At 75.2% G+C, this 26,088-nt stretch carries 21 protein-coding genes and 1 pseudogene; 8 read left to right on the forward strand and 14 right to left on the reverse strand.

All coding sequences use genetic code 11. The annotated features are described in order from the left end of the window. Window positions 1-34: 34 nt before the first annotated feature. Both AC0OO9_RS05390 and gltB read right to left on the reverse strand, forming a co-directional pair. On the reverse strand, window positions 35-1,543 hold the full coding sequence (locus tag AC0OO9_RS05390; protein WP_484516039.1) for a glutamate synthase subunit beta: 1,509 nt from the start codon (window positions 1,541-1,543) through the stop codon (window positions 35-37). After that, entirely contained in the window at window positions 1,536-6,257 is a 4,722-nt protein-coding gene (gene gltB, locus AC0OO9_RS05395) for a glutamate synthase large subunit (protein WP_484516040.1), read from the reverse strand. Before gltB ends, AC0OO9_RS05390 begins: the two co-directional genes overlap by 8 nt. 146 nt (window positions 6,258-6,403) lie before the next feature. Here gltB and AC0OO9_RS05400 point away from each other — a divergent pair, with 146 nt between their 5' ends. Further along, complete coding sequence (locus AC0OO9_RS05400; protein ID WP_484516042.1) at window positions 6,404-7,249, forward strand: GNAT family N-acetyltransferase; 846 nt, start codon at window positions 6,404-6,406, stop codon at window positions 7,247-7,249. Between the two features lie 34 nt (window positions 7,250-7,283). On the opposite strand, the gene AC0OO9_RS05405 is transcribed toward AC0OO9_RS05400, so the two are convergent. Next, window positions 7,284-8,471, reverse strand: coding sequence for an FAD-dependent oxidoreductase (locus tag AC0OO9_RS05405; RefSeq protein WP_484516043.1), 1,188 nt, complete (start codon window positions 8,469-8,471; stop codon window positions 7,284-7,286). A 13-nt stretch (window positions 8,472-8,484) separates the two neighbouring features. Next, complete coding sequence (gene lgt, locus AC0OO9_RS05410; protein ID WP_484516045.1) at window positions 8,485-9,672, reverse strand: prolipoprotein diacylglyceryl transferase; 1,188 nt, start codon at window positions 9,670-9,672, stop codon at window positions 8,485-8,487. 101 nt (window positions 9,673-9,773) lie between these two features. On the opposite strand from lgt, the gene AC0OO9_RS05415 reads away from it, so the two are divergent. Beyond that, window positions 9,774-10,322 (forward strand): NUDIX hydrolase, encoded by a 549-nt coding sequence (locus AC0OO9_RS05415; protein WP_484516046.1) that lies wholly within the window; start codon window positions 9,774-9,776, stop codon window positions 10,320-10,322. A 130-nt stretch (window positions 10,323-10,452) separates the two neighbouring features. On the opposite strand, the gene trpA is transcribed toward AC0OO9_RS05415, so the two are convergent. From trpA to trpC, 3 genes are read right to left on the reverse strand one after another with little or no spacing between them, the layout of a single operon-like run. Next, window positions 10,453-11,256 carry a tryptophan synthase subunit alpha gene (gene trpA, locus AC0OO9_RS05420; protein WP_132236378.1) on the reverse strand — a complete coding sequence of 268 codons (804 nt, stop codon included), beginning with the start codon at window positions 11,254-11,256 and terminating at the stop codon, window positions 10,453-10,455. Window positions 11,257-11,260: 4 nt separating this feature from the next. After that, a complete protein-coding gene (gene trpB / locus AC0OO9_RS05425; protein WP_484516047.1) occupies window positions 11,261-12,496 on the reverse strand; it encodes a tryptophan synthase subunit beta in 1,236 nt (411 codons plus the stop codon). Between the two features lie 37 nt (window positions 12,497-12,533). After that, a complete protein-coding gene (gene trpC / locus AC0OO9_RS05430) occupies window positions 12,534-13,337 on the reverse strand; it encodes an indole-3-glycerol phosphate synthase TrpC (RefSeq protein ID WP_192581374.1) in 804 nt (267 codons plus the stop codon). A 489-nt stretch (window positions 13,338-13,826) separates the two neighbouring features. Here trpC and AC0OO9_RS05435 point away from each other — a divergent pair, with 489 nt between their 5' ends. Then, window positions 13,827-14,084 carry a hypothetical protein gene (locus AC0OO9_RS05435; RefSeq protein WP_151454286.1) on the forward strand — a complete coding sequence of 86 codons (258 nt, stop codon included), beginning with the start codon at window positions 13,827-13,829 and terminating at the stop codon, window positions 14,082-14,084. Here AC0OO9_RS05435 and AC0OO9_RS05440 read toward each other — a convergent pair. The 4 genes and pseudogenes from AC0OO9_RS05440 to AC0OO9_RS05455 all read right to left on the reverse strand — a co-directional run. Further along, the gene (locus tag AC0OO9_RS05440) at window positions 14,077-14,691 is read right to left on the reverse strand and encodes a Trp biosynthesis-associated membrane protein (protein ID WP_484516049.1); all 615 of its coding nucleotides are present in this window, start codon (window positions 14,689-14,691) and stop codon (window positions 14,077-14,079) included. The two genes, AC0OO9_RS05435 and AC0OO9_RS05440, sit on opposite strands and share 8 nt — an antisense overlap. Further along, window positions 14,688-16,274, reverse strand: coding sequence for an anthranilate synthase component I (locus AC0OO9_RS05445; protein WP_484516050.1), 1,587 nt, complete (start codon window positions 16,272-16,274; stop codon window positions 14,688-14,690). The genes AC0OO9_RS05440 and AC0OO9_RS05445 overlap by 4 nt, the downstream gene beginning before the upstream one ends. Next, window positions 16,271-16,708, reverse strand: coding sequence for a phosphoribosyl-AMP cyclohydrolase (gene hisI / locus AC0OO9_RS05450; protein WP_311411668.1), 438 nt, complete (start codon window positions 16,706-16,708; stop codon window positions 16,271-16,273). The genes AC0OO9_RS05445 and hisI overlap by 4 nt, the downstream gene beginning before the upstream one ends. A 195-nt stretch (window positions 16,709-16,903) precedes the next feature. Then, window positions 16,904-17,485 (reverse strand): annotated as a pseudogene (locus AC0OO9_RS05455) (phosphoribosyl-AMP cyclohydrolase); the annotation flags it as partial. Window positions 17,486-17,793: 308 nt separating this feature from the next. On the opposite strand from AC0OO9_RS05455, the gene AC0OO9_RS05460 reads away from it, so the two are divergent. The 3 genes from AC0OO9_RS05460 (at window position 17,794) to AC0OO9_RS05470 (ending at window position 19,949) form a co-directional block, all read left to right on the forward strand. Further along, a complete protein-coding gene (locus tag AC0OO9_RS05460; protein ID WP_484516052.1) occupies window positions 17,794-18,522 on the forward strand; it encodes an ABC transporter ATP-binding protein in 729 nt (242 codons plus the stop codon). Next, on the forward strand, window positions 18,519-19,274 hold the full coding sequence (locus AC0OO9_RS05465) for an ABC transporter permease (RefSeq protein ID WP_358116665.1): 756 nt from the start codon (window positions 18,519-18,521) through the stop codon (window positions 19,272-19,274). The genes AC0OO9_RS05460 and AC0OO9_RS05465 overlap by 4 nt, the downstream gene beginning before the upstream one ends. Before the next feature lie 66 nt (window positions 19,275-19,340). After that, entirely contained in the window at window positions 19,341-19,949 is a 609-nt protein-coding gene (locus tag AC0OO9_RS05470) for a TetR/AcrR family transcriptional regulator (RefSeq protein ID WP_421452038.1), read from the forward strand. Between the two features lie 27 nt (window positions 19,950-19,976). On the opposite strand, the gene AC0OO9_RS05475 is transcribed toward AC0OO9_RS05470, so the two are convergent. Further along, a complete protein-coding gene (locus tag AC0OO9_RS05475) occupies window positions 19,977-20,735 on the reverse strand; it encodes a DUF2470 domain-containing protein (protein ID WP_484516054.1) in 759 nt (252 codons plus the stop codon). 68 nt (window positions 20,736-20,803) lie between these two features. Between AC0OO9_RS05475 and rpsD the strand changes: the two genes are divergently transcribed. Beyond that, complete coding sequence (gene rpsD / locus AC0OO9_RS05480; protein ID WP_484516056.1) at window positions 20,804-21,415, forward strand: 30S ribosomal protein S4; 612 nt, start codon at window positions 20,804-20,806, stop codon at window positions 21,413-21,415. Between the two features lie 93 nt (window positions 21,416-21,508). Here rpsD and AC0OO9_RS05485 read toward each other — a convergent pair whose 3' ends face one another. Both AC0OO9_RS05485 and AC0OO9_RS05490 read right to left on the reverse strand, forming a co-directional pair. After that, on the reverse strand, window positions 21,509-23,236 hold the full coding sequence (locus tag AC0OO9_RS05485) for an ABC transporter ATP-binding protein (RefSeq protein ID WP_484517858.1): 1,728 nt from the start codon (window positions 23,234-23,236) through the stop codon (window positions 21,509-21,511). A gap of 145 nt (window positions 23,237-23,381) precedes the next feature. Beyond that, a complete protein-coding gene (locus AC0OO9_RS05490; RefSeq protein ID WP_484517859.1) occupies window positions 23,382-25,262 on the reverse strand; it encodes an ABC transporter ATP-binding protein in 1,881 nt (626 codons plus the stop codon). 175 nt (window positions 25,263-25,437) lie between these two features. Here AC0OO9_RS05490 and AC0OO9_RS05495 point away from each other — a divergent pair, with 175 nt between their 5' ends. Continuing rightward, window positions 25,438-26,067, forward strand: coding sequence for a TIGR03085 family metal-binding protein (locus tag AC0OO9_RS05495; RefSeq protein WP_484516058.1), 630 nt, complete (start codon window positions 25,438-25,440; stop codon window positions 26,065-26,067). The last annotated feature ends 21 nt before the right edge of the window (window positions 26,068-26,088 follow it).

Raw genomic sequence — 26,088 nt, forward strand, 5'->3', positions numbered from 1 at the left:
TCCGGGCGGGCACCGGCGGTCGCGGGCGATGGGCTCAGCGCGCGGCCAGGGGTTGGCGGGCAGGGTCCACCGGGGCGGGCAGGGCGCCCGTCCCGCCCAGGTGGGCGTGGATCGCGGCGGCCGCGGCGCGGCCCTCGGCGATCGCCCAGACGATCAGCGAGGCGCCCCGGTGCATGTCGCCGGCGACGAAGACGCCGTCGGTGCCGGTCTGCCAGTCGGACCGGGCGTCGATCGCGCCACGGGCGTTGCGGCCGACCCCGAGCTGGTCGAGCAGCGGCTGCTCCTCGGTGCCCTCGAAGCCGATCGCCAGCAGCACCAGGTCGGCCGGCAACTCCCGCTCCGAGCCGGGCAGCGGGGTGACGATGCGCCGCCCGTCGCGCTTCTCCACGGTCACCTCGGCGATCCGCACCGCCCGCACCTGGCCGGTGCCGTCGTCGACGAACTCCTGGACCGCGACGGCGAAGACCCGCTCGCCGCCCTCCTCGTGCGCCGGGTAGCTGCGCAGCAGCCACGGCCACGTGGGCCACGGGTCCCGGGCCTCGTCGCGCGCCTGCGGCGGCTGCGGGTAGAGGTCCAACTGGTGTACGCCGGCCGCGCCCTGGCGGTGCGCCACGCCCAGGCAGTCCGCCGCCGTGTCGCCGCCACCGATGATCACGATGTGCTTGCCGGCCGCGTCGATCGGGTTGCCGTCGGGCAGCACCGCCGTGTCGGGCCGGCCGCCGGCCGCCGCGGCGACCACCCGGTTGGCCGCGACGAGATGGTCCATCGCCTGGTGTACGCCGCGCAGCCCGCGACCCGGTGTCTCGGGGGTGTCGCGGCCCCGCAGCGCGCCGCAGGCGAGCAGCACCGCGTCGTGCTCGGCGCGCAACTGCTCGGCGGTGACGTCGACGCCGACGTTCACCCCGGTGCGGAAGCGCACGCCCTCTGCGGTGAGCTGGGCCAGGCGCCGGTCGATGTGGACCTTCTCCAGCTTGAAGTCGGGGATGCCGTACCGCAGGAGGCCGCCGATCGCGTCGTCGCGCTCGTACACCGTGACGGCGTGACCGGCACGGGCGAGCTGCTGCGCGGCGGCGAGGCCGGCGGGCCCGGAGCCGACCACGGCGACCGAGCGGCCCGTCGGCGCCGGGGCCGGGCGCGGCAGCAGGCCGCCCCGCGCGACGGCCGCGTCGGCGATCTCCACCTCGACCTGCTTGATGGTGACCGGCTGCCCGCCACCGATGCCGAGCACGCAGGCCGCCTCGCAGGGCGCCGGGCAGAGCCGGCCGGTGAACTCGGGGAAGTTGTTGGTGGCGTGCAGCGACTCGACAGCGGCGTCCCAGGTCCCGGTGCGGACCAGGTCGTTCCAGTCCGGGATGCGGTTGCCCAGCGGGCAGCCGTCGTGGCAGAACGGGATGCCGCAGTCCATGCAGCGGGTGGCCTGCTCGCGGATGAGCTCCTCGCCTGCCGGCGGGTACACCTCGCGCCAGTCGCTGATCCGCACCGGCACCGGGCGGCGCGCGGGCAGCCGCCGGTCGTAGCGCAGGAAACCGTTCGGGTCAGGCACGAGCCACCTCCTGGACCGTCACCCGCGCGGCGGGCAGGGTCGGAACAGACGAAGCGGAGGGCGCCGACTGCGCAGCTGGGGCGGTGTTCACCGCGAGTGCGCTCATCACCGCGTCGTCGACGTCGCGGCCGGCGGCTTCGGCGGCCCGCATGATCTCCAGCACCCGGCGGTAGTCCCGGGGCACCACGGCGGTGAACTCCGCCACCGCTTCCGGCCAGCGCTTGAGCAGCCCCTCGGCGACCGCCGAGTCGGTCTCGGCGAAGTGCCGCTGCACCAGCTCGTGCAGCACCGCCTGCTCCTCCCCGGACAGCGGCGCCAGGTCGACCAGCTCCGCGTTGACCCGGCGGCGGTCCAGCCGGTGCACGAAGGCCATGCCGCCGGACATGCCGGCGGCGAAGTTACGGCCGGTCGGGCCCAGCACCACCACGGTCCCGCCGGTCATGTACTCGCAGCCGTGGTCCCCGACGCCCTCGACGACGGCCACCGCGCCGGAGTTGCGTACGGCGAACCGCTCCCCCACCCGGCCGCGCAGGAACAGCTCGCCCGCGGTGGCCCCGTAGAGGATGGTGTTGCCGGCGATGGTCTGGTCCTCGGCCCGCTGCCCCGGCTCGGCCTCGCCGTCGAGGAAGGGCGCGGCGGCGTCGGGCCGCACGACGAGCCGACCGCCGGAGAGGCCCTTGCCCACGTAGTCGTTGGCGTCGCCGTGCAGCCGGAGGGTTACCCCGCCCGGCAGGAACGCGCCGAACGACTGGCCGGCGGTGCCGCGCAGCGTGAACTCGATCGTGTCGGCGGGCAGGCCGGCCCCGCCGAAGCGGCGGGTCACCTCGCCGCCGAGCATCGCGCCGACGCTGCGGTGCTCGTTGCGCACCGCCACCTCCACCCGCACCGGCGTACCGTCGGCCAGCGCGGGCCCGGCCAGGGCGATCAGCTCGTTGTCCAGCGCCAGCTCCAGCCCGTGGTCCTGGGCCCGTACGCCCCGGCGCGCGGCCCCGGCCGGCAGCTCCGGCAGGTGCAGCACGGGGGTCAGGTCCAGCCCGCCGGCCTTCCAGTGGGCGATCGCCGGGGCCACGTCGAGCAGCTCGGCCTGGCCGATGGCCTCCTCGATCGACCGCAGGCCCAGCTCGGCCAGGTAGCCGCGGACCTCCTCGGCGAGGAAGAGGAAGAAGTTCTCCACGAACTCCGGCCGGCCGGTGAAGCGTTCCCGCAGCACCGGGTTCTGGGTGGCGATGCCGACCGGGCAGGTGTCGAGGTGGCAGACGCGCATCATGACGCAGCCCTCGACGATCAGCGGCGCGGTGGCGAAGCCGAACTCCTCGGCGCCGAGCAGCGCGGCGACCAGCACGTCGCGGCCGGTCTTGAGCTGCCCGTCGACCTGCACGGTGACCCGGTCGCGCAGCTTGTTGAGCAGCAGCGTCTGCTGCGCCTCGGCCAGGCCCAGCTCCCACGGGGTGCCGGCGTGCTTGAGCGAGTTCAGCGGGGACGCGCCGGTGCCGCCGTCGTGGCCGGAGATCAGGATGACGTCGGCCTTGAGCTTCGCCACGCCCGCCGCGACGGTGCCGACGCCGACCTCGCTGACGAGCTTGACGTGCACCCTGGCGGACGGGTTGACGCACTTCAGGTCGTGGACGAGCTGCGCGAGGTCCTCGATGGAGTAGATGTCGTGGTGCGGCGGCGGGGAGATCAGGCCGACGCCCGGGGTGGCGTGCCGGGTACGGGCGATCCACGGCCAGACCTTGTTGCCGGGCAGCTGCCCGCCCTCGCCCGGCTTGGCGCCCTGGGCCATCTTGATCTGGAGGTCGTCGGCGTTGACCAGGTATTCGCTGGTCACCCCGAACCGGCCGCTGGCGATCTGCTTCACGGCCGAGCGGCGGGCCGGGTCGTGCAGCCGCTCCACGTCCTCGCCGCCCTCGCCGGTGTTGGACTTGCCGCCGAGGCGGTTCATCGCGATGGCGAGGGTCTCGTGCGCCTCCGCCGAGATCGACCCGTACGACATGGCGCCGGTGGCGAACCGCTTGACGATCTCGGTGGCCGGCTCGACCTCGTCGAGGGGCACCGGGGGCCGCACGCCCGTACGCAGGGTGAACAGCCCGCGCAGCGAGCCGGCCGCGGCGGCCAGCTCGTCGACCTTGGCCGTGTACTGGCGGAAGACGTCGTACTGGCGGCTGCGGGTGGCGTGCTGGAGCAGGAAGACCGTCTCCGGGTTGAACAGGTGCAGCTCGCCCTCGCGGCGCCACTGGTACTCGCCGCCGACCTCCAGCCGGTCGGACGCCACGGCGCCCGGCGCCGGCCAGGCCACGGCGTGCCGGGCGGCGACCTCGGCGTGGATGCCGTCCAGCCCGATCCCGCCGATCTTGCTCGGGGTGCCCCGGAAGTAGCGCTGGACCAGCTTGGCGTCCAGCCCGACGGCCTCGAAGACCTGCGCCCCGCAGTACGACGACACCGTCGAGATGCCCATCTTGGACATGATCTTCAGGACGCCCTTGCCGAGGCCCTTGACGTAGTTGCGCACGGCCTTGGCGGGTTCCACGCCGACCAGCGCCCCGGTGGAGATCATGTCCTCCACCGACTCGAACGCCAGGTACGGATTCACCGCCGCCGCGCCGTAGCCGATCAGCACCGCCGCGTGGTGCACCTCGCGGCAGTCGCCGGACTCGACGATCAACGCCACCTGGGTGCGGGTCTGCTCGCGCACGAGGTGCTGGTGCACGGCGGCGGTGAGCAGCAGCGACGGGATGGGGGCGAGGTCGGCGTTGGAGTCCCGGTCCGACAGCACCAGGATGCGTACGCCGTCCTCGATGGCCTCGGAGACGTGCCGGCAGATCTCCGTCAGCCGGGCCTTGATGCCGGCGCCGCCCTCCCGGACCCGGTAGAGCCCGGAGACCCGGACCGCCTTGAACCCGGGCAGGTCGCCGTCCTCGTCGATGGAGAGGATCTTCGCCAGCTCGTCGTTGTCGATCACCGGGTACGGCAGCACGATCTGCCGGCAGCTCGCCGGGCCCGGGTCGAGCAGGTTGCCCTCCGGGCCGATGGTGGACGCCAGGCTGGTCACCAGCTCCTCGCGGATGGCGTCCAGCGGCGGGTTGGTGACCTGCGCGAAGAGCTGGTGGAAGTAGTCGTAGAGCAGCCGCGGCCGGGTGGAGAGCGGGGCGATCGGGGTGTCGGTGCCCATCGAGCCGAGCGGCTCGGCGCCCGTGCGCGCCATCGGCGCGAGCAGGATCTTCAGCTCCTCCTCGGTGTAGCCGAAGGTCTGCTGGCGGCGGCGTACGGAGTCGTGGGTGTAGACGGTGTGCCGGCGCGGGGGCAGGTCGGTCAGCTCGATCAGGCCGGCGTGCAGCCAGTCGGCGTACGGCTGCTCGGCCGCCAGCTCCGCCTTGATCTCCTCGTCGTGCACGATGCGGCCGGCGACGGTGTCGACCAGGAACATCTTGCCCGGCTGGAGGCGGCCCTTGGCGACCACGCGGGCCGGGTCGAGGTCGAGCACGCCCGCCTCGCTGCCGAGCACCACGAGCCCGTCGTCCGTACGCCACCAGCGGCCCGGGCGCAGCCCGTTGCGGTCCAGCACGGCGCCGACGACCTCGCCGTCGGTGAAGGCGACCGAGGCCGGCCCGTCCCACGGCTCCATCAGGCTCGCGTGGAAGCGGTAGAAGGCGCGCTTGTCGGCGGCCATGTCGGGGTCGTTCTCCCACGCCTCCGGGATCATCATCAGCACCGCGTGCGGCAGGCTCCGCCCGGCCAGGTGCAGCAGTTCGAGGACCTCGTCGAAGTTCGCCGAGTCGGAGGCGGCCGGGGTGCAGACCGGGAAGACCCGGCGGATGTTGCCCGGCAGGTTCGGGGTGCGCAGCAGCGCCTCGCGGGCCTGCATCCAGTTCCGGTTGCCCCGGATCGTGTTGATCTCGCCGTTGTGCGCGATGAGCCGGTACGGGTGCGCCAGCGGCCAGGACGGGAACGTGTTGGTGGAGAACCGGGAGTGCACCAGCGCGATCGCGCTCTCCACCCGCGCGTCGGACAGCTCCGGATAGAACGCCGGGAGCTGGTCGGGGGTGAGCATGCCCTTGAACACCATGGTCCGCCCGGACAGCGACGGGAAGTAGGCCGGCACGCCCCGCTCGGCGCTCTCCCGCTCGGCCTGCTTGCGCACGCAGAACGCGACCCGCTCCAGCTCGACGCCGCCCAGCGGCGACCCGGCCGGCCCGGCCGCCGAGCCCGTGAGCCGGCGCGCGGCGAGGAAGAGCTGCCGCACCCGGGGCATCGCCGCGAGGGCGGTCTCGCCGAGGCCGCCCGGGTCGACCGGCACGTCCCGCCAGCCGAGCACGTCGGCCCCCTCGACCAGCGCGTACTTCTCCACCACGCGGCGCGCGCGGGCCTCGGCGGCGTCGTCGTCGGGAAGGAAGACCAGGCCGGTGGCGTACTCGCCGGCGGGCGGCAGCGGGAAGTCCACCACCGCGCGCAGGAACGCGTCCGGAATCTGGATCATGATGCCCGCGCCGTCGCCGGTGTTGGGTTCCGCGCCTCGGGCTCCCCGGTGGTCCAGCCGGCAGAGCGCGTCGAGGCCGTTGACCACGACCGCGTGCGAGCGCCGCCCGTGCAGGTCCGCCACGAAGGCCACACCGCAGGCGTCGTGCTCCTGCGCGGGGTCGTAGAGCCCGGCCGCGGGCGCTCCCGGGCCGAGGTGCGGGGCCTGCTTCGGGCTGCTGTGAGGGTACGGAAAGGCCACCGGGCCTCCTGTCGTCGCTCAGGGTGGATCTCGATCGGGACGACGTCGGCCCTCAAGGGTCTATTGAGTCTACGTTAGGGTCCGGAGCGCAAGGCCAGTGCAGATTGATCACACCTTCCAGACTCTGGGACGTGTAGTCTCGCGCGGTGGATTCTCTTGACAGGGACCTGTTCGGCCGGTTGGAGCACTTCTACGACGCGGTGCCCCGGGACGCGGCGCGTACGGAGGAGTACGGCCCGCTCGTACTGTTCGTCAGGGAAGGCGCCGGCTGGCCGTTCTACGCCCGGCCCCGGCTCGACGCCACCGGTGCGCCGTCGCTGGCGGACATCACGGCCGTACGCGAGCGGCAGCGCGAACTCGGCCTGCCCGAGGCCCTCGAATGGGTGCACGAGACCACCCCCGACCTGCTGGCCGTGGCCCGCTCGGCGGGGCTGGCGGTGCTGGAGGCGCCGCTGATGGTGCTCGACCCGGCCGCCCTGCCCGACCCAGGCACCCTCACTGACGTACCGCTGCGGATGCTCGACTCGGCGGCGCCCGACTTCGCGGCGGACGTGGCGGCACGGCGGGCGGTCGCCGCCGTCGGGTTCTCCGCGGCCGGCACCGAACCCGGCGAGGCCGGCACCGCGCAGCGCGACGCCGCGATGGCCGAGCTGGACGAGGCGGCGCTCGACGAGGAGCGGACCCGCGTCGCGGACGGCCGGCGCCTGTCCGTGCTGGCGGAGACGCCCGCCGAGGGCGCGCTGGCCAGCGGGATGGCGATGCGCGTCGGCGACGTCGCCGAGATCGCCGGCGTGGCCACCCTGCCGGCCGCCCGCCGCCGAGGCCTGGGCGCGGCGGTCACCGCCACGCTGGCCCGCGAGCTGCTGGCCGCCGGCACCGACCTGGTCTTCCTCTCGGCGGGCAGCGAGGACATCGCCCGGGTCTACCTGCGCGTCGGCTTCCGCCGCATCGGCACCGCCTGCATCGCCGACCCCACCCCGGTAACCCCCTGACCGAGCGCTCGGGGCGGCACATCGGCCCGACGGGTCAGGTCGGGGGCCGCCACTGGGCGGCCGTGGTGGCGGCCGTGGAGAGCAGGCGAGGGCTCAGGGCGCCCAGGGCCACGTCGCGGGCGCGCAGCGCCAGGGGGCCCCGGGCCTTCAGCACCGCCGACATCCGGCGGGTCTGCCGGACCACCGTCGCCGCCCGGGGCCGGCGCACCCGGTCGTACGCGACCACCGCGTCGGGCAGGCGGGACTCGCGCAGCAGCGAGGCGAGGGTGGCGGCGTCCTCGAAGGCGAGGCAGGCGCCCTGACCGAGGTGCGGCGGCATGGCGTGGGCGGCGTCGCCGAGCAGCACCACCCCGCCCGGGCCGGTCGGGAAGCCGTACGACCTCGGCAGCGGCCGCAGCTCGCGGATCTCCTGCTGCACCAGGTCCGCCGGGTCGGTGGCGTCGAGCAGGTCGGCGATCGGCGCGGGCCAGCCCGCGTACCAGCGGCGGAGCAGGGCGAGCTGGGTCTCCGGCGGCTCCGGGCGGGGCGCGCCGACGGCGGTGGCGACCCAGTAGATGCCGCCCCGGCTGGAGCCGCCGGAGGAGCCGCGCTCGCCGAGCGAGGCCGACACGAAGCGGTAGCCGGCACCGAGCACCTCGCCGCCGACGGGCCGGTCGGCGGGCAGCTTCGGGGCCCGGTACCAGGGGATCACCGCCCGCCAGGCGGCGCAGCCGGAGCTGACCACGCCGGACTCGGGGGCGAGTTGCCGGCGCAGCGCACTGTCGGTGCCGTCGGCGGCGACGACCAGGTCGGCCTCGATGGTGTGCCGGCCGTCGCCGACCGAGGGGCGCTCCCCGGAGACGGCGCGGACCGTCCGCACGGTCACCCCGGTGCGCAGCTCGACCTCGTCGCCCAGGCCGGCGATGAGCGCGTCGTGCAGGTCCTCCCGGTGCACCACCACCGGCATCCGGTCGGCCGGCGTGGGGCGGGGCTGCACCAGCCAGTGCCCGTCCGGGCGGCGTACCCCGCCATCGGGCAGCTCCGTGGCGATCGCCTCCAGGCCGGCGCCGAGGCCCAGGGCGCGCAGCGCGCGTACGCCGTTGGGCCAGAGCGCCACGGCGGTCGGCTCGGGGCGGACGCGGTCGGCACGCTCCAGCAGGGTGACCCGCCAGCCGGAGCGGGCCAGCGCGCCGGCGACCGCGAGGCCGCCGATCCCGGCGCCGACCACGACCGCGCTACGCATCGGGTGCTCCTCCTCAGCTGTCGCGCTCGGCGGGCCGGGTGCCCGTGGCCCCGGCCCGGTCCTGCGGGCTCTCCCCGGCGGGCACGCCGTCGTCCCCGGCGGCGGCGGACTTGGCGGGCAGGTCGTCGTCAGTGTCCGGCGCGTTCGACGGCCCGTCGGACGGGGCCTCGGCGTCCGGCTGGGCCGGCGTCTCGCCGGTCTCCTGCCAGTGCCGGTACTGCTCCTCGCTCACCACCCGGTAGCCCTGCGGGGCCGCCGGCCGGGCGCCGGCCTCCTGCGCGGACAGGTCGACCTGCGAGACGTCGGAGCCGACGGCCGGCTCCGCGGTCGCGGCGGCGCCGATGGGGATGACGTACTCCCGGGGGCCGCGCACCCGTACGAAGTAGGCGAGGGCGCCGAGGAAGACCAGGCCTGCGGTCCAGACGTTCAGGCGTACGCCGAGGATGGTGTTCGCCTCGTCGGTGCGCATCAGCTCGATCCAGAACCGCCCGGCCGTGTAGCCCATGACGTAGAGCGCGAACGCCCGTCCCCGGCCGAGGCGCAGCTTGCGGTCGAGGACGAGGACGAGCGCGGCCACGCCGACGTTCCACAGCAGCTCGTAGGCGAACGTCGGGTGGTAGAGGCCCGGTTCGAGGATCGGCTTGCCGGCGTCGTCGCGCAGCGCGTGGCCCGGGTTGTCCGGGTCCATCCGGTGGATCTCCAGCCCCCAGGGCAGGGTGGTCCGGCCGCCGTAGAGCTCGTTGTTGAACCAGTTGCCGAGCCGGCCGATCGCCTGGGCCAGCGGCAGGCCGGGGGCCAGCGCGTCGGCGACCACCCCGAACGGGATGCCGAGCTGCCGGGCCGCGAACCACGCGCCGACGGCCCCGCCGGCCACCGCGCCCCAGATGCCGAGACCGCCCTCCCAGATGGCGAACGCCTTCATCGGGTCGCCGCCGGTGCCGAAGTACTTCTCCGGAGAGGTGATCACGTGGTAGATGCGGGCGCCGACGATGCCGGCCGGCACCGCCCAGACGGCGATGTCGAGGACCGCACCGGGGGCGACGCCGCGCTGGCGCAGCCGCCGCTCGGTGACCCAGCAGGCCACCACGATGCCGACGATGATGCACAGCGCGTACGCCCGGATCGGCACCGGTCCGAGCTGCCAGACGGCGGTGCTGGGGCTGGGCAGGGCCGCCTGGGGAGTCAGCGAGGCGAGAGTCACGGGTGCACACGCTACCGCCGTGGCCCCCTCCGGCGGCACCCCGGTCCACCGTCCGCCGGTCCCGGTGACTTCTGGTTTGCGCCGCCGTAGGCTCTTTGTCCATGAGCGCGCTCACCTGGGCGGTCGCCGCGGTCGTCACCGACGACGCCGGCCGGGTGCTGCTGTGCCGGCAGGGCCGGGGCGAGCGCCACGGGCTGCCCGGTGGGCGACTGCGCCCGGCTGAGAGCCCCGTGCACGCGGTCATCCGCGACATCCGGGCCGAGACGGGGTGGGAGGTCGAGGTCGTCGACCTGGTCGGCCTCTACCACCTCGCCGGGCGGTACGGGGCGTCGCCGGCGGCGCAGGTCGGTCCGGCCCCGGCGGCCGGGCGGGCCGGGCCGCTGCCCGACGTGTTGGTGCACGTCTTCCGGGCGCGTACGCGGGGGTCGGGGCCGGCCGGCGACCCGGTGGGCGGCTGCCGGCCGTCCTGGCACCACCCCTCGGCGCTGCCCGAGGCGCTCACCCCGACCACGCGGGCGGCGCTCACCGACGCCATGGCGGGCCGCTCCGGCGTGCTGCGGGACACCGCCCCGGACACCCCGGCGCCGACGGCGGGCCACCCACCGGGGCAGCGGAGCACCCCGCCGGCCGACCGGGCACCGCACCACTGACGGGTGCGGGCCGGGAGGCCGGGCAGCGCGCCACTGACCCGGGGCGGGGCGGGAGGCCTGGCACCGCACGACAGGCCGGACACCGCACCACTGGCCCGGGGCAACCGGGCGGGCGGCAGGGGCGGTCGGGTCAGCGGGTCGGGTTGCGGACGCCCTCGGCGAGTTCCGCGCTCAGCGCGCGCAGGGCGGCCAGCCCGGACGCCTCGTCCGGCGCGTCGAGCAGGCAGCGGATCAGCGCGCTGCCGACGATGACGCCGTCGGCGTACCCGGCGACCGTGCCGGCCTGCGCGCCCGTGCCGACGCCCAGCCCGACGCCGACCGGCAGGTCGGTGACCTCCCGCGTGCGGGAGACCAGGATCGGGGCCGCGTCGGAGGTCTTCGCCCGGGCGCCGGTGACACCCATGATCGCGGTGGCGTAGACGAAGCCCCGGCAGTGCTCGACGGTCATCGCCAGCCGCGCGTCGGTCGAGGACGGCGAGACCAGGAAGGTGCGGTCCAGCCCGTACGCGTCCGAGGCGGCGAGCCACTCGCCGGCCTCCTCCGGGATCAGGTCCGGGGTGACCAGCCCGGTGCCCCCGGCCGAGGCGAGGTCCCGGGCGAAGGCGTCGACGCCGTAGCGCTCGACCGGGTTCCAGTAGGTCATGGTGACCACGGGCGCCCCGGTGGCCGCGACGGCCTCGATCACGCGCAGCGTGTCGCGGGTGCGTACGCCGCCGGCGAGGGCGATGTCGCTGGCCTTCTGGATCACCGGGCCGTCCATCACCGGATCGGAGTACGGGATCTCCACCTCGATGACGTCAACGCCTGCCTCGACCATGGCGGTCATCGCGGCGATGCTGCCCTCGACGGTCGGGAAGCCGGCCGGCATGCAGCCGACCAGCACGGCCCGCCCGTCGGCGCGGGCCTTGTCGAAGGCCACCCCGATCCGGCTCACGTTCTCACTGCTCCTTGTCGAGGATGCCGAAGTAGTCGCCGGCGGTGTGCACGTCCTTGTCGCCCCGCCCGGAGAGGTTGACCACGATCGTCGGCTCCCGGCCCAGCTCGGCGGTGAGCTTCGGCGCGACCTTGAGGGTGCCGGCGAGCGCGTGCGCGCTCTCGATCGCCGGGATGATGCCCTCGGTGCGGCAGAGCAGCTCGAACGCGGCCATCGCCTCCTCGTCGGTGACCGGCAGGTACGTCGCCCGGCCGCTGTCGTGCAGCCAGGCGTGCTCCGGCCCGACGCCCGGGTAGTCCAGCCCGGCGGAGATCGAGTGCGACTCGCACGTCTGCCCGTCGGCGTCCTGGAGCACGTACGTCCGGGTGCCGTGCAGCACCCCGGCGGACCCGCCGGTGATGCTGGCCGCGTGCCGGCCGGTCTCCACCCCGTCGCCGCCGGCCTCGAAGCCGTAGAGCCGCACGTCGGGGTCGCCGACGAAGGCGTGGAAGATGCCCAACGCGTTGGAGCCGCCGCCGACGCAGGCGGTGACGGCGTCCGGCAGCGCGCCGGTGAGGTCGAGGCACTGCTGGCGCGCCTCGTCGCCGATGCCCCGGACGAAGTCGCGGACCATGGCCGGGAAGGGATGCGGCCCGGCGGCGGTGCCGATCAGGTAGTGGGTGTCGTCGACGTTGGCGACCCAGTCGCGCATCGCCTCGTTCATCGCGTCCTTGAGGGTGCGCGAGCCGTTGGTGACGGGGACGACGGTGGCGCCGAGCATCCGCATCCGGGCCACGTTGAGCGCCTGCCGCTCGGTGTCGACCTGCCCCATGTAGACCACGCAGTCGAGGTCGAACAGGGCGGCGGCGGTGGCGGTGGCGACGCCGTGCTGGCCGGCCCCGGTCTCCGCGATCACCCGGCGCTTGCCCATCCGCCTGGTCAGCAGGGCCTGGCCGAGCACGTTGCGCACCTTGTGCGCCCCCGTGTGGTTGAGGTCCTCCCGCTTGAGCAGCACCCGCGCGCCCAGCTTGGCGGAGAACCGCTCCGCCACGTAGAGCAGCGAGGGAGTGCCGGCGTAGTCGCGCAGCAGGGCGCCGAACTCGGCCCGGAACGACTCGTCGGCCATCGCCGCGCGGTGCGCCGCGTCCAGCTCGTCGAGCGCCGCGACCAGCGCCTCCGGTACGAACCGGCCGCCGAACCGGCCGAAGTGACCGGCGGGGTCGGGCAGCGGATCGGCCGCAGCCGTCAAGTCGGCGCTCATGAGACCGTCCTCTCGGTGCTGACGAACCGGCGCGGGGTCAGCGCACCGGGCGGGGCGTGGCCGGGTGGTTGCCGGCGTTGACCAGCTCGGCCACCGCCTCGCGGGGGCTCTTCTGGGTGACCAGACCCTCGCCTACCAGGACCGCGTCGGCGCCGGCCGAGGCGTACCGGATGAGGTCGTGCGGGCCGCGCACCCCCGACTCCGCGATCTTGACGACGCTGCTGGGCAGGCCGGGCGCGATCCGCTCGAACACCGAGCGGTCGACCTCAAGGGTACGCAGGTTGCGGGCGTTGACCCCGATGACCTGGGCGCCGGCCTCCAGGGCGCGGTCGGCCTCCTCCTCGTCGTGGACCTCGACCAGCGCGGTCATGCCCAGCGACTCGATCCGCTCCAGCAGGCCGACGAGGGCGTTCTGCTCCAGCGCGGCGACGATCAGCAGTACCAGGTCGGCACCGTGCGCACGGGCCTCGTGCACCTGGTAGCTGGAGACGACGAAGTCCTTGCGCAGCACCGGGATGCGGACGGCGGCGCGGACGGCGGCCAGGTCGTCGAGCGAGCCGCCGAACCAGCGCCCCTCGGTGAGCACGCTGATCGCCCGCGCCCCGCCGGCGGCGTAGTCGCCGGCCAGGTCGGCCGGGTCGGCGATCTCGGCCAGCCGCCCCTTGGACGGCGACGAGCGCTTCACCTCGGCGATCACCGCGACGCCCGGCTTGCGCAGGGCCGCGTACGCGTCCAGCGGCGGCGGCGCGGCGGCGGCCAGTTCGCGGATCCGCTCCAGCGGAACCTGCTCCTGGCGCCGGGCGACGTCCTCGCGCACGCCGGCCAGGATCTCGTCGAGCACGCCTACGGACGCTGCCGTACCGGCGTCGTCCCCCTCCGCGTGCGCATGCTCAGCAGTCACCAACGGACTCCCCTCTCCGGGTGTCATGGGCCGATGCTAGGGGGCGCCACCTGGCGACGGCCGCCGGGGGTATGGCGTGCCTCACGAGATGGGCTGGGGCATAATGGCCGACCTCCGGTGAACGGGATGTCACGCAGGGCGACCGCACCCCACGACGAACGACACCCGACATTCCCGCCTCCGCCCCCCGGGTCATCGACGTGATCCTATCTGAGGCCACGGTCGGCCGCCCGGTCCGGCACCCGCCGCGGACGCCGGTCGATGGTGTGACCTACCTCAAGGTCGAACGGCCCTTTGCCTGGTGGCGGCCCTGCGAGCAGTGTTGACGTGTCGGTCACCACGGCGAAACGTGAACCAGCCAGCATCGTCCTCGGGCAGACTCGATGACGCGCCTGCCCCACCGTCACCAACGATCCTCGCGGGGTGATCATGAGCACTGTCGAGCCGCACCAGCCCATCGGACTGACGACCGTCTCGCGTACGGTCGCATCGCTCGCCGTCGGCGTGGTCCACACCCTCGAGCGCGCCGTGGTGGGCGAGGCCCGCATGCGGACCGCGCGGGGCAACGCCTGGGAGGCGGTCTGCGCCGACCGGGCCCGGGCCGAGCAGCGGGCCGAGCTGGACCGCCTGGTGGCGGAGCTGGCGGCGGCCCGGGCCGCCGCCCGCGAGCACCAGCCGGTCAGCTGACCGTCGGATCCTCGCCCCGGTCCAGCGCGTCCCACGCCTCGGTGGTGTGCCGGCCGGTGACCCGGTCGCCCTCGCCCCGGGCGGCCGGCGCGGCGTCACCCGCGGGCCGCCGCTCGTAGCGGGCACCCATCGCCGGCCAGCGCCGCCCCCGCAGCGCCGTCAGCAGCCCGCCCGCCGTGGCGAGCACCCCGCCGAGCAGGCAGAGCGCCGGCCACTGCCGGGCGACCTCGCCGTCGAGCGCCGCGACCAGGCCGTAGCCGCCGCCGGCCGCCACGGCCGCGCCGAGCACACACAGCAGCCCACCCAGCAGCCGCCGCACCCGTCCCCGGGTGGCGAGCACGGCCCCGCCGCCGGCCAGCCCGACCAGGGCCAGCGCCGGCAGCCAGGGCAGCAGGCCGGCGCCCGTGCGGGCGTCGCGTACCGGCGGCAGCGGGGTGGGCCGGGCGGTCAGCTCGACCGCCCAGGTGCGGGTCGACGCCCACAGCGCCAGGCCCGCGCCGGCCACGCAGAGCAGCACGGCGTACGTCAGCTCGCGCCGCTGCGTGCCGGACCGCCCGCCCCCGCCCGCGTCGGCGGCCGGAGTCGTCCCCGGCTCGGCGGCCGTCATCGGGCGGGCCGCAGGGTCTCGGCGGCGGCGATGGCGGCGAGCACGGCGGCGGCCTTGTTCCGGGTCTCCTGGTCCTCGGCGGCCGGGTCGGAGTCGGCCACCACCCCCGCCCCGGCCTGCACGTACGCCCGGCCTTCGCGCATCAGCGCGGTGCGGATCGCGATCGCCATGTCCAGGTCGCCGCCGAAGCCGAAGTAGCCCACGGTGCCGCCGTAGATGCCGCGGCGGACCGGTTCCAGCTCCTCGATGATCTCCATGGCCCGCACCTTGGGCGCGCCGGAGAGGGTGCCGGCGGGGAAGGTCGCGGCCAGCGCGTCGAAGGCCGTGCGGTCCTCGCGCAGCGTGCCGACCACGGTCGAGACGATGTGCATGACGTGGCTGTAGCGCTCGATGGTGGCGAACTCCGGCACCTCGACGGTGCCGGGGCGGCAGACCCGGCCCAGGTCGTTGCGCCCCAGGTCGACAAGCATCACGTGCTCGGCGCGCTCCTTCGGGTCGGCGAGCAGCTCCGCGGCGAGGCGGGCGTCGGCCTCGGGGGTGCCGCCGCGCGGCCGGGTGCCGGCGATCGGGTGCAGCAGCGCCCGCTGCCGCCCCTCGGCGTCGCCGGTCACCTTCAGGTGCGCCTCCGGCGAGGAGCCGACGATGTCGAAGCCGTCGAAGCGCAGCAGGTACATGTACGGGCTGGGGTTCGTCGTGCGCAGCACGCGGTAGACGTCCAGCGGGTCGGCGTGCGTGTCCCGCTCGAACCGCTGGGCCAGCACGATCTGGAAGCACTCGCCGGCCCGGATCGCCTCCTTGGCCGCCTCGACGGCCTTCGGGTAACCGCCCTCGGGCGTACGGCTGCGCACCTCGCCGGCCGGGGGCCGCCCGACGGTCGAGACCATCGGCGGGATCGGCCGGGACAGCGCGGTGGTCATCGCGTCGAGCCGCCCGACCGCGTGGTGGTAGGCCGCCGTGACCTGGGCGTCGGAGTCCGGCTCCTCCAACGGCGGCAGGATGGCGTTGGCGACGAGGATCGCCGAGCCGTCGTAGTGGTCGAGCACCACCAGGTCGGTGGCGAGCATCATGCCCAGCTCGGGCACGCCCAGGTCGTCCTCGGTCAGCTCGGGCAGCCGCTCGAAGCGCCGGATCAGCTCGTAGCCCAGGTAGCCGACCATGCCGCCGGTCAGCGGGGGCATGCCGCTGGCCGCGTCGAACGCCGGGCCGGCGAGCGCCTCGACGGTCTCGCGCAGCACCCGGACCGGGTCGCCGGAGGTGGGCAGGCCGGCCGGTGGGTGGCCCGTCCACACCGCGGCGCCGTCCCGCTCGGTCAGCGTGGCGCTGCTGCGTACGCCGATGAACGAGTAGCGCGACCAGGCCAGGCCGGCCGAGCCGACGCCCTGCTCGGCCGACTCCAGCAGGAACGTCCCCGGGCCGCCGGCGAGCTTGCGGTAGACGCCGACGGGGGTCTCCGCGTCGGCGAGCAGCCGGCGGGTGACCGGCACGACCCGCCAGCGGGCGGCCAGCTCGGCGAAGGTGGCCGGGTCGGGACTGACCGCGCCGTCGGTGCGGGAGCCGCCGGGCGTGACGTGTTGCGCGCTCACCGGGCACCCGCCCCGTCCCCGCCGACCGGCAGCTCGGTGAAGAAGCAGGTGCGGTGCCCCGTGTGGCAGGCCGCGCCGACCTGGTCGACGTCGACCAGCAGCGCGTCGCCGTCGCAGTCCAGGGCCACCGCGCGGACGTACTGGTGGTGCCCGGAGGTGGCGCCCTTGACCCAGTACTCCCGGCGGCTACGCGACCAGTAGGTGGCCCGGCCGGTGGTCAGGGTGCGGTGCAGCGCCTCGTCGTCCATCCAGGCGACCATCAGCACCTCACCCGAGTCGTGCTGGCGGACCACGGCGGCCACCAGCCCGTCGGGGGTGCGGCGCAGCCGGGCGGCGATGGCCGGGTCGAGCCGGGACGGACGGACCGCGCCGTCGGCCGCGGGCTCCTGCGGACTGGGGTGGGCGCCGGTCACGGGCGCGTCAGGTACGGGCACAGTTACCCATTGTCCCGCACGCGGGGCGGGCACGGGTGACGGCTCCCGCCGGGGCCGCGGCGGCCGGTGGGCGGGCCGGGTGAGCTGGTCGACGTAGCGGTCCAGCCGGCCGTCCGTCAGGGCGTCGGCCAGGTCCGCGCCGGCGGCCCGCGCGACCTCGGCCGCGTACGGGCGGACCAGCGGCAGGACGCCGGTGACGAGGCGGGCCGCGGCGGCGCAGAGCTGGCCGACGGAGCCGGGCCGCAGGCCGAGGCAGAGCAGCAGGTCCTCCCGGTAGTGCGGGGGCGCCACCGGCAGGTCGAGGGCGGCGGAGAACGCCGCCCGCCGGGACGTCACCCGGACCGTGGGGTTGGCCAGCCGCAGCACGGACGGGCAGAGCCGGGCCAGATCGGCGGCGGCCAGCCGCACGCCGAGGTGGTCGTCGGCGTCCCGCGCGCCGGCCACCTTACCGAGCGTCGCGATCAGCTCCTCCAGCTGCGGCTCGCCGGCCGGATGGCAGAGCACCGGCAGGTCGATCCGGGGCCGCCAGTGCGGGTCCGCCCACAGCAGTCGGGCCGGCGCCGTCACGGGCAGCCCGAACGCCCAGTCGGCGGGCTCGCCGAGGCGGGTCAGCCAGGAGTTCACGTCGCGGGCGGCCACCGACACGTGGGTCAGCCGGCCCCCGTGCTCGGCCAGGAACGCCCGGCGGGCGGCGTACGGGGCGCCGTCGAGCAGCACGTCGACGTCGACGTCGCTGTGTGCGGTGGCGGCCCGCCGGGCGTGGCTGCCGCGCAGCATGATGCCCACCACGGGCTGCTCGGCTCCGGCCCGCAACCGGGCCGCCCATTCGCCGAGGAACCTCTCGTCCGGTGACGCAGCGTGACCCACGGCGCCATCGTGCCGTACGTCCGATCAGGGCGCAATGCCCGATGCCGCGCCTGATGCCCGTTGGCGGACCCGCTGTCCGGGTCCGAAGGCTAATGCCCGACCGATCCGCCCGCCGCTCCGGGGTCCGTGCGGGTGGACCGGTGTCGACCGTTGCGGCTCGGCGGGCGTCTCCGTTAGCGTCGAGTTCAACGGATGATGAGTTTCCCCGGGAGGCGCCGGTGGACGAGGCGATCGCCGTACGCGACCTGGTCGTCGAGCGGGGTGGGCGGCGGGTGCTGCACGGCATCAGCGCGGACGTGCCGCGTGGTTCGGTCACCGGGCTGCTCGGCCCGAGCGGCAGCGGCAAGACCACGCTGCTGCGGGCGGTGGTCGGCGTGCAGGTGCTCGGCGCCGGCTCGGTGACCGTGCTGGGGCGCCCCGCCGGGTCGCCGGAACTGCGCCGCCGGGTCGGCTACCTCACCCAGGCGCCCAGCGTCTACGCCGACCTGACGGTGCGCGAGAACGCGCGCTACTTCGCCGCCCTGCACGGCCGGGGGCGGGCCGAAGCCGACCGGGCGGTCGCCGACGTCGGGCTCGGGTCGGCCGCCGGCCAACTGGTCGGCACCCTCTCCGGCGGGCAGCGCAGCCGGGCGTCGCTGGCCTGCGCCCTGGTCGGGGAGCCGGAACTGCTCGTCCTCGACGAACCGACCGTCGGCCAGGACCCGGTGCTGCGGGCCGACCTGTGGGCCCGGTTCCACGCCATGGCCGCCGCCGGCACCACCCTGCTGGTCTCCAGCCACGTCATGGACGAGGCGGCCCGCTGCGACCGGCTGCTGCTGATCCGCGAGGGGCGGCTGATCGCCGACGACACCCCCGACGCGGTCCGCGCCGCCGCCGGCACCGACGACCTGGACGAGGCGTTCCTGCGGTTGATCAGGGCGGGCACCGCCGGACGGGAGGCGTCGTGAACCCCCGGATCCTGGCCGCCACCACCGGCCGCATCCTGCGCCAGCTGCGGCACGACCGGCGCACCGTGGCGCTGCTGCTGGTGGTCCCGTCGGTGCTGCTCGCCCTGGTCCACGCCATGTACGTCGACCAGCCCGCCCCGCCGGGGCAGCCGTCGACCTTCGACCGGGTCGCCCTGGTGATGCTCGGCTTCTTCCCCTTCGTGATCATGTTCCTGGTGACCAGCATCGCGATGCTGCGCGAGCGCACCACGGGCACGCTGGAGCGGCTGCTCACCACCCCGCTGGGCAAGCTCGACCTGCTCTTCGGCTACGGCATCGCGTTCGGGCTGGCCGCGGTGGTCCAGGCGGTCGTCGCGTCCGTGGTCGCGTACGGCGTCTTCGGGCTGGACACCGCCGGGCACAGCGGGCTGGTGGTGCTGGTCGCCGCGCTGAACGCCGTGCTCGCCGTCGCGCTCGGGCTGTTCTGCAGCGCCTTCGCCCGCACCGAGTTCCAGGCCGTACAGTTCATGCCGGTCGTGGTCGTGCCCCAGTTGCTGCTCTGCGGGCTCTTCGTGCCCCGGGGCGAGATGGCGGGCTGGTTGCAGGCGGTCAGCGACGTGCTGCCCCTGTCGTACGCCGTCGAGGCGCTCCAGGAGGTCGGCGCCCACGCGGAGCCGACCGGCACGATGTGGCGGGACGTGGCGGTGGTCGCCGGCGCGGCGGCGCTGGCGCTGGTGCTCGCCGCGGCCACCCTCCGGCGGCGCAGCGGCTGAGCCGCCGCCCGGTTGGCGGGGCGCGACGCGGCCGGCGGCGGGACGACGGTGGAGCGAAGGGCGACGATGGCGCGGCGGACCGGACGACGACCCGGCAACCCGGACACCCGGCAGGCCATCCTCGACGCGGCCCGCGCCGCCTTCGCCGAGCGGGGCTTCGACGGTGCCTCGATCCGGGCCGTCGCCGCCGCCGCGCAGGTGGACCCGGCGCTGGTGCACCACTACTTCGGCAGCAAGGACCGCCTCTTCCTGGCCGCGATGCACGCGCCGGTCGACCCGGCCGAGCTGCTGCCGAGGGTGCTCGCGGGCGACCGCGCGGGTCTCGGGGAGCGGCTGGTGCGCACCTTCCTCGGCGTCTGGGACTCCCCGGCCGGCACCGCCGGCGTGGCCCTGCTGCGCTCGGCGGTGAGCAACGAGTGGACCGCCCGGCTGCTGCGGGAGTTCCTGGTCACCCAGGTGCTGCGCAGGATCCTCGACCAGCTCGACGTCGACCCAGCCGAGCTGCCGCTGCGCGGCTCGCTGGTGGCCAGCCAGCTGATCGGGCTGGCCATGATGCGGCACGTGGTCCGGCTGGAACCGGTCGCCTCGGCCGCCCCGGAGACCCTCGTCGCGGCGGTCGGCCCCACCGTGCAGCGCTACCTGACGGGCGACCTCGCCGAGGTCTTCGCCGGCTGACCTGACGGCCGGGGCGGCGGCACCCGGTCAGGCGTGGTCGGCGTGCCGGGACGGGGCGTGCCGGCAGACCAGCGGATGCAGGAGCCGGGTCAGCTCCGCCTGGCAGTCCAGCGGACGCGGGAACGCCAGCCGGACGCGCCGGCGGGCACCGGGTCGGCCGTGGGCGACCAGCAGGCCGTACCGGTCGATCCGGACCACCCGGGGCGCGGTGTCGGTGCCGCCGTCGGCGAGGCCGAGCTGGCGGCGCAGGTACCCGGCCACCTCGGCGGCGTGGTGGTCGGCGAGGTCGGCCAGGAGCTCGGCCTCGACGGCGTGCAGCGGGTCGGGCTCCGCCTCGGCGTATGCCTCGGGGTCGATGCGGCGGACGGTGTCGCCGCGTTCCCAGCGGGCCTCGACCACCTCGAAGCGGTGCAGCCGGAACCGGGTGCCGACGTCGAGCAGGTCACCGGCCGGCTCCACGGCCGCGAAGTCCAGCGCGGCGCGGCGCTCCTCGTCGCCGTCCAGCCCGGCCGCCCAGCCGGAGACCCAGGCCCGGCCGAGGCTGGGCGCGCCGGCGGCGGGCGGCAGGTCCAGCACGTCCAGCACCAGCGCGACGTCGGAGTCACCGTCGGCGGGGCGCAGCGCGGCGGCGAGGTCGCTGACGACCGGCACCAGCAGCAGCACCCGACCGTCCGGGTCGGTCACGTGCCGGACCTGGTGCGGGCCGGGCCGGTGCGCGACGTGGGCGATGCCGGGCAGCCGGCCCGCGACGAGGGTACGGACGATCTCCGCCGGGCTGGGCCGCATGAACGACTCCTTCGTAGGTTAGCCTTACCTAACTCGGAGACTAGAGCACCGGATCGGAGACGTCCAGCGTGAACCAACCCAGGCCCAAGGCCCGCCTCTCCCGCGCCCTCGGCATCCCCCTCACCCGCAAGTGCGTGCGGTACTTCGAGCGGCGTCCCTTCCCACCCGGAGTGCACGGCCGGCAGCGCCGCAAGACCTCGGACTACCAGGTGCGGCTACTGGAGAAGCAGCGCCTGCGCCACCAGTACAACGTCAGCGAGACCCAGCTACGGCGCGCCTTCGACGAGGCCGCCCGGAGCGCGGGCAAGACCGGCGAGAGCCTGGTCGCGCTCCTGGAGCGACGGCTCGACGCCGTGGTGCACCGGGCCGGCCTGACCCGCAGCATCTACCAGGCCCGGCAGCTCGTCGCGCACGGCCACTTCACCGTCGACGGGCGCAAGGTCGACCGGCCGTCGTACCGGCTGCGTCCGGGACAGGTGGTGGCCGTCCGCGAACGCAGCCGCACGACCGTGCCGTTCCAGCTCGCCGCCGCGGGCGCCAACGCCACCGAGGGACCCGGCCAGCCGTACCTGTCGGTGGAGCTGGCCGAGCTGCGGGCCACGTTGGTGCGCGAGCCCGCCCGGCACGAGGTGCCGGTGATCTGCGACGAGCAGCTGGTGGTGGAGTTCTACTCCCGCTGAGCACCGCGCGGCCCGGCACAACGCCGGGCCGCGCGCCGCACCGGCCCGACGCCCGCGCCGAATCTGCTCAGCGGGCCGGCCCGGCGGGTCTGCTCAGCGGGTCTGCTCCAGCCAGGAGGCGTAGAGCAGGCCGTAGACCGACTCCGGGTCGCGGACCAGATCGTCGTGCGGACCGCGCTGCACGATCCGGCCCTTGTCCACCACGATCACCTCGTCGGCGGCCTGCGCCGTGGAGAGCCGGTGCGCGATCGCGAGGGTGGTGCGCCCCCGGGTCACCGCGTCCAGGGTGCGTTGCAGCCGCACCTCCGTGGCCGGGTCGACCGCGCTGGTCGCCTCGTCCAGCACCAGCAGGTCCGGGTCGGCCACGTACGCGCGGGCCAGCGCCACCAGCTGCCGCTCCCCCACGCTCAGCGCCTCGCCGCGCTCCCCCACCGGCGTGTGCAGGCCCGACGGGAGCCCGTCCAGCCAGTCCGCCAGCCCCAGCTCGGTGAAGGCCGCCGAGAGCTGCGCGTCGGTCAGCTCCGGGCGGGCGAAGCGGACGTTCTCCGCCACCGTGGCGTCGAAGAGGAAGCCGTCCTGCGGCACCATCACCACCCGCGAACGCAGCGAGCCGAACCGGACCCGCTCCAGCGGCACGCCCGAGAGCAGCACCTGGCCGGCGGTCGGGTCCATCAGGCGGGTGAGCAGCTTGGCGAAGGTGGTCTTGCCGCTGCCGGTCTCGCCCACCACCGCCACCCGGCTCTTCGCCGGGATCTCCAGGCTGACGTCGTGCAGCACGGGCGGACCCCCGGGGTACGCGAAGCGCACCCCCGCGAAGCGGATGTCCAGCGGCCCCGACGGCAGCTCGCGCCCCTGCTCGCCCGGGTCGGCGACGTCGGGCGCGACGTCCAGCACGTCCAGCACCCGGCGCCAGCCGGCGACGGCGTTCTGCGCCTCGTTGAGCACCTCGGTGGCGACCTGCACCGGCTGGATGAAGAGCGTGACCAGGAAGAGGAAGGCGGTCACCTCGCCGATGCTCAGGGTGCGGTCGGCGCCGAGGGTCACCCCGAGCACCACCACACCGGCCAGCGCCAGCCCGGCGGCCAGCTCACCGACCGAACTGCCCAGGACGCTGATCCTGATCGTCCGCTGCTGGGCCCGCCGCTGGGAGTCGATCGCCTCGTCCAGCCGTCGGGCGGTCCGCCCGGCGATCCCGTAGGCCCGGATCACCGGCGCGCCGACCACGCTCTCCCCGATCGCACCGAGCAGCGTCCCGGTGCGCTGCCGGACCACCCCGTACGCCCCGGCGAGGCGGCGCTGGAGCAGCCGGATCACGAACACGGCGGGCAGGAAGGCGGCGAAGACCACCAGGGTCAGCTGCCAGGAGTACGCGAACATCACAAGCGTGGTGATCACCAGCTGGCCGAGGTTGACCACCAGGATCACGCCGCCCCACTGGAGGAACTGGGTGATCTGGTCGACGTCGCTGGTCACCCGGGAGACCAGCGAGCCGCGGCGCTCGGACTGCTGGTGCAGCATGGACAGGTCGTGCACGTGCCGGAACGCCCGGATCCGCACGTTGGCCAGCGCGGTCTCGCTGACCGTGAAGAGCCGACGCGTCATCAGGTAGCCGCAGAGCGTGGTTACCACCAGCACCCCGGCGGTGGCGGCGACCACCGTCCAGACCACGGTCAGGTCCAGGCCACCGACGATGCCGTTGTCGATGCCCTGCTGCACCGCCACCGGGACGGCCGCCCGGCCGACCATGTAGACCAGGGCCAGGCCGAGCGTGCCGGCGAGGCCGACCCGCAGCTCCGGGGAGAGCGCCAGGCCGCGGCGCAGCGTCTGCCATGTCGTCTCGGGCGTCTCCGGAACGTCGGCGGCCTCGGCCCCGGCTTTCCGTGCCGTGTCCGTGGTGGTAGTAGCGCTCACCGGGTTGGCCTTTCGTTCGCGACTGCGGGGCTCCGCTGCGCTGCACTCCTCGCGCTCACCGGTCCACCTCGATTTCCAGGCCCGACGTCAGCGGGGCGACCTCGTCGTACGTCTCGTCCTTGGCCTGGTCCATCTCGGCCTGCTCGTAGGCGGTGACCAGGTCGGCGTAGCCGGGCACCGTGGCCAGCAGCTCGACGTGCGGGCCGCGGGCGACCACCCGGCCCTGCTCCAGGTAGACCACCTCGTCGGCCAGCGCGATGGTGGCCCGCCGGTAGGCGACCACCAGGATCGACGCGGCCGGCACCCCGGCCGCCCCCGCCGAGGAGCGCAGCCCAGCCAGGATGGCCGCCTCCACCCGGGGGTCGACGGCGCTGGTCGCGTCGTCGAGGACCAGCAGGCGGGGCCGGCCGGCGAGCGCGCGGGCCAGGGTGAGCCGCTGCCGCTGGCCGCCGGAGAGCGAGGTGCCCCGCTCGCCGACCCTCGTGTCGAGGCCGTCGGGCAGGGCGGCGACGAAGCCGTCCGCCTCGGCCAGCCGCAGCGCGGCCCAGACCTCCTCGTCGCCGATGCCCGGCCGGTCCAGGGTGACGTTGCCGCGCACCGTGTCGTCGAAGACGAACGGCACCTGGGCGACCAGCGCGGCAGTGTCGGCCAGCGAGGCGGCGGTGAGCCGGCGGACGTCCACCCCGTCCAGGCAGACGGTGCCGACCCGGGGGTCGACCAGCCGCACGGCCAGCGCGGCGATCGTCGACTTGCCGGAGCCGGTCGGCCCGACCAGGGCGACGGTCTTTCCGGCGGGCACGGTGAAGGAGACCTCTCCGAGCACCTCCGTGCCGGGCAGGTGCGCCTCGGCGGGCTCGTAGCCGAACCGCACGCCCGCGAACGCGAGGGTGGCCGGGCGGGGGTCCGTCACGTCGAGCGTCGTGTCGCCGTACGCCATCTCGCCGGTGGCGTCGAGCACCCGGCGGACCCGGTCCCAGCCGGCGACGCTGCGCGGCAGCTCGGCCAGCACCCAGCCGATGGCCCGCACGGGGAACGCCAGCACGGTGAAGAGGAAGGCGACGCTGACCAGCTCGGCGACGGTGATCTCACCCTGCCGCAGTCGGAGCGTGCCGACCACCAGCACGGTGAGGGTGCCGAGGCTGGGCAGCGTGTCCAGCAGCGGGTCGAACACGCCGCGCAGCCGCCCCACCGCCACCAGCGAGTCGCGCAGCTCGCCCGCGCGGGCGGCGAACCGGTCGGTCTCCTGCGCCTCCCGGCCCATCGTCTTGACGACCAGGGCGCCGTCGAAGCTCTCGTGCGCGATTCCGCTGACCTCGGCGCGCAGCCGCTGGGCCCGGGCCTGGCGGGGGGCCATCCGGCGGGAGTAGGCGACGTTGAGCGCGAAGAGCGCCGGGAAGACCGCGAGGCCGACCAGGGCCAGCGCCCAGTCGGTGAGGAAGAGCGAGGCCACCGCGCCGACCAGCATCACCAGGGTGCCGACCGCGAACGGCAACGGGGCGATCGGGTGCCAGGCGGCCTCGACGTCGGAGTTGGCGTTGGACAGCAGCGTGCCGGTGGCGTTGCGGTGGTGCCAGGACAACGGCAGTTCCAGGTAGCGGCGGGTGACCCGGCGCCGGTAGGCGGCCTGGAGGCGGTACTGCATGTAACCCGCGCCGAGCCGGCGGCCGAAGATGCCGGCCACCCGCAGCACGCTGATGCCGAACAGCGCGACGGCCGCCAGGGCCAGCCCGCCGACTCCGACCTCGCCACGCTCGATCGCCGGCACCACCACGTCGCCGACCACGGCACCCACCACGTAGGCGCTGGCCACCGTCATGGCGCCGAAGAGCACGCTGCCGCTCACCGCGACCGCGAAGATGCGCGGCTGCTCCCGGATAGCCCGCCCGAGGACGGCCAGCCCCCGCACCAGCACGTCCCGACTTGTCCTGCTCGCCACGCTCTCCCCTGCCGTAAGCCGCACCTATCCTCCTCATCCTTACCGGTCCGAGCCAGCTCCGCCGCCCCGGACCGCTATGTCCACCGTCACGGCCGCCCGGCCCGCTATGTCCACCGGCACGGCCGCCCGGACCGCTCGCCGCGCCGAGTGGGCCGGGCGCGCCTACGATCGGGGCATGCCGCGGTACGCCCGAACGGAGCGCGAGGCGCTCGTCGACCTGATGCAGACGCTGGGACCGGACGCGCCGACGGTCAACGAGGGGTGGACCACCCGCGACCTCGCCGCCCACCTGGTGCTGCGCGAACGCCGGCCCGACGCCGCCGGCGGCATCCTGCTCCCGCCGCTGCGCGGCTACGCCGAACGGGTGCGCCTGCGCGTCGCCGCGCGCCCCTGGCCACGCCTCCTCGACGAGGTGCGCCGGCCGCCGGTGTGGAGCCCGGTCAGCAACCCGCTCACCGACGAGCTGGCCAACACGCTGGAGTTCTTCATCCACCACGAGGACGTGCGCCGCGCCCGCCCGGGCTGGCTCCCCCGCGACCTGGGGGCGGGGCTGAACGCGGCGCTCTGGAAGCGGTGCACCGGGCTGGCCCGGCTGGCGCTGCGCCGGTTCCCGGCGGACGTCTTCGTCCAGGCGCCCGGCTACGGGGAGCTTTCCGTCGGCCGGGGCGGCGAACCCGTGCGGGTGGTGGGGGCGCCGGGCGAGCTGGTCCTGTTCCTCAGCGGCCGGCAGCGGATCTCCCGGGTGCAGATCGACGGGCCGGCGGCACCGGCCGAGCGACTCCGGGGCGCCGACCTGGGCATGTGACGCCCCGCAGGCGGACAGCCG

This window comes from Micromonospora sp. USAFONa4 (genome assembly GCF_057197825.1).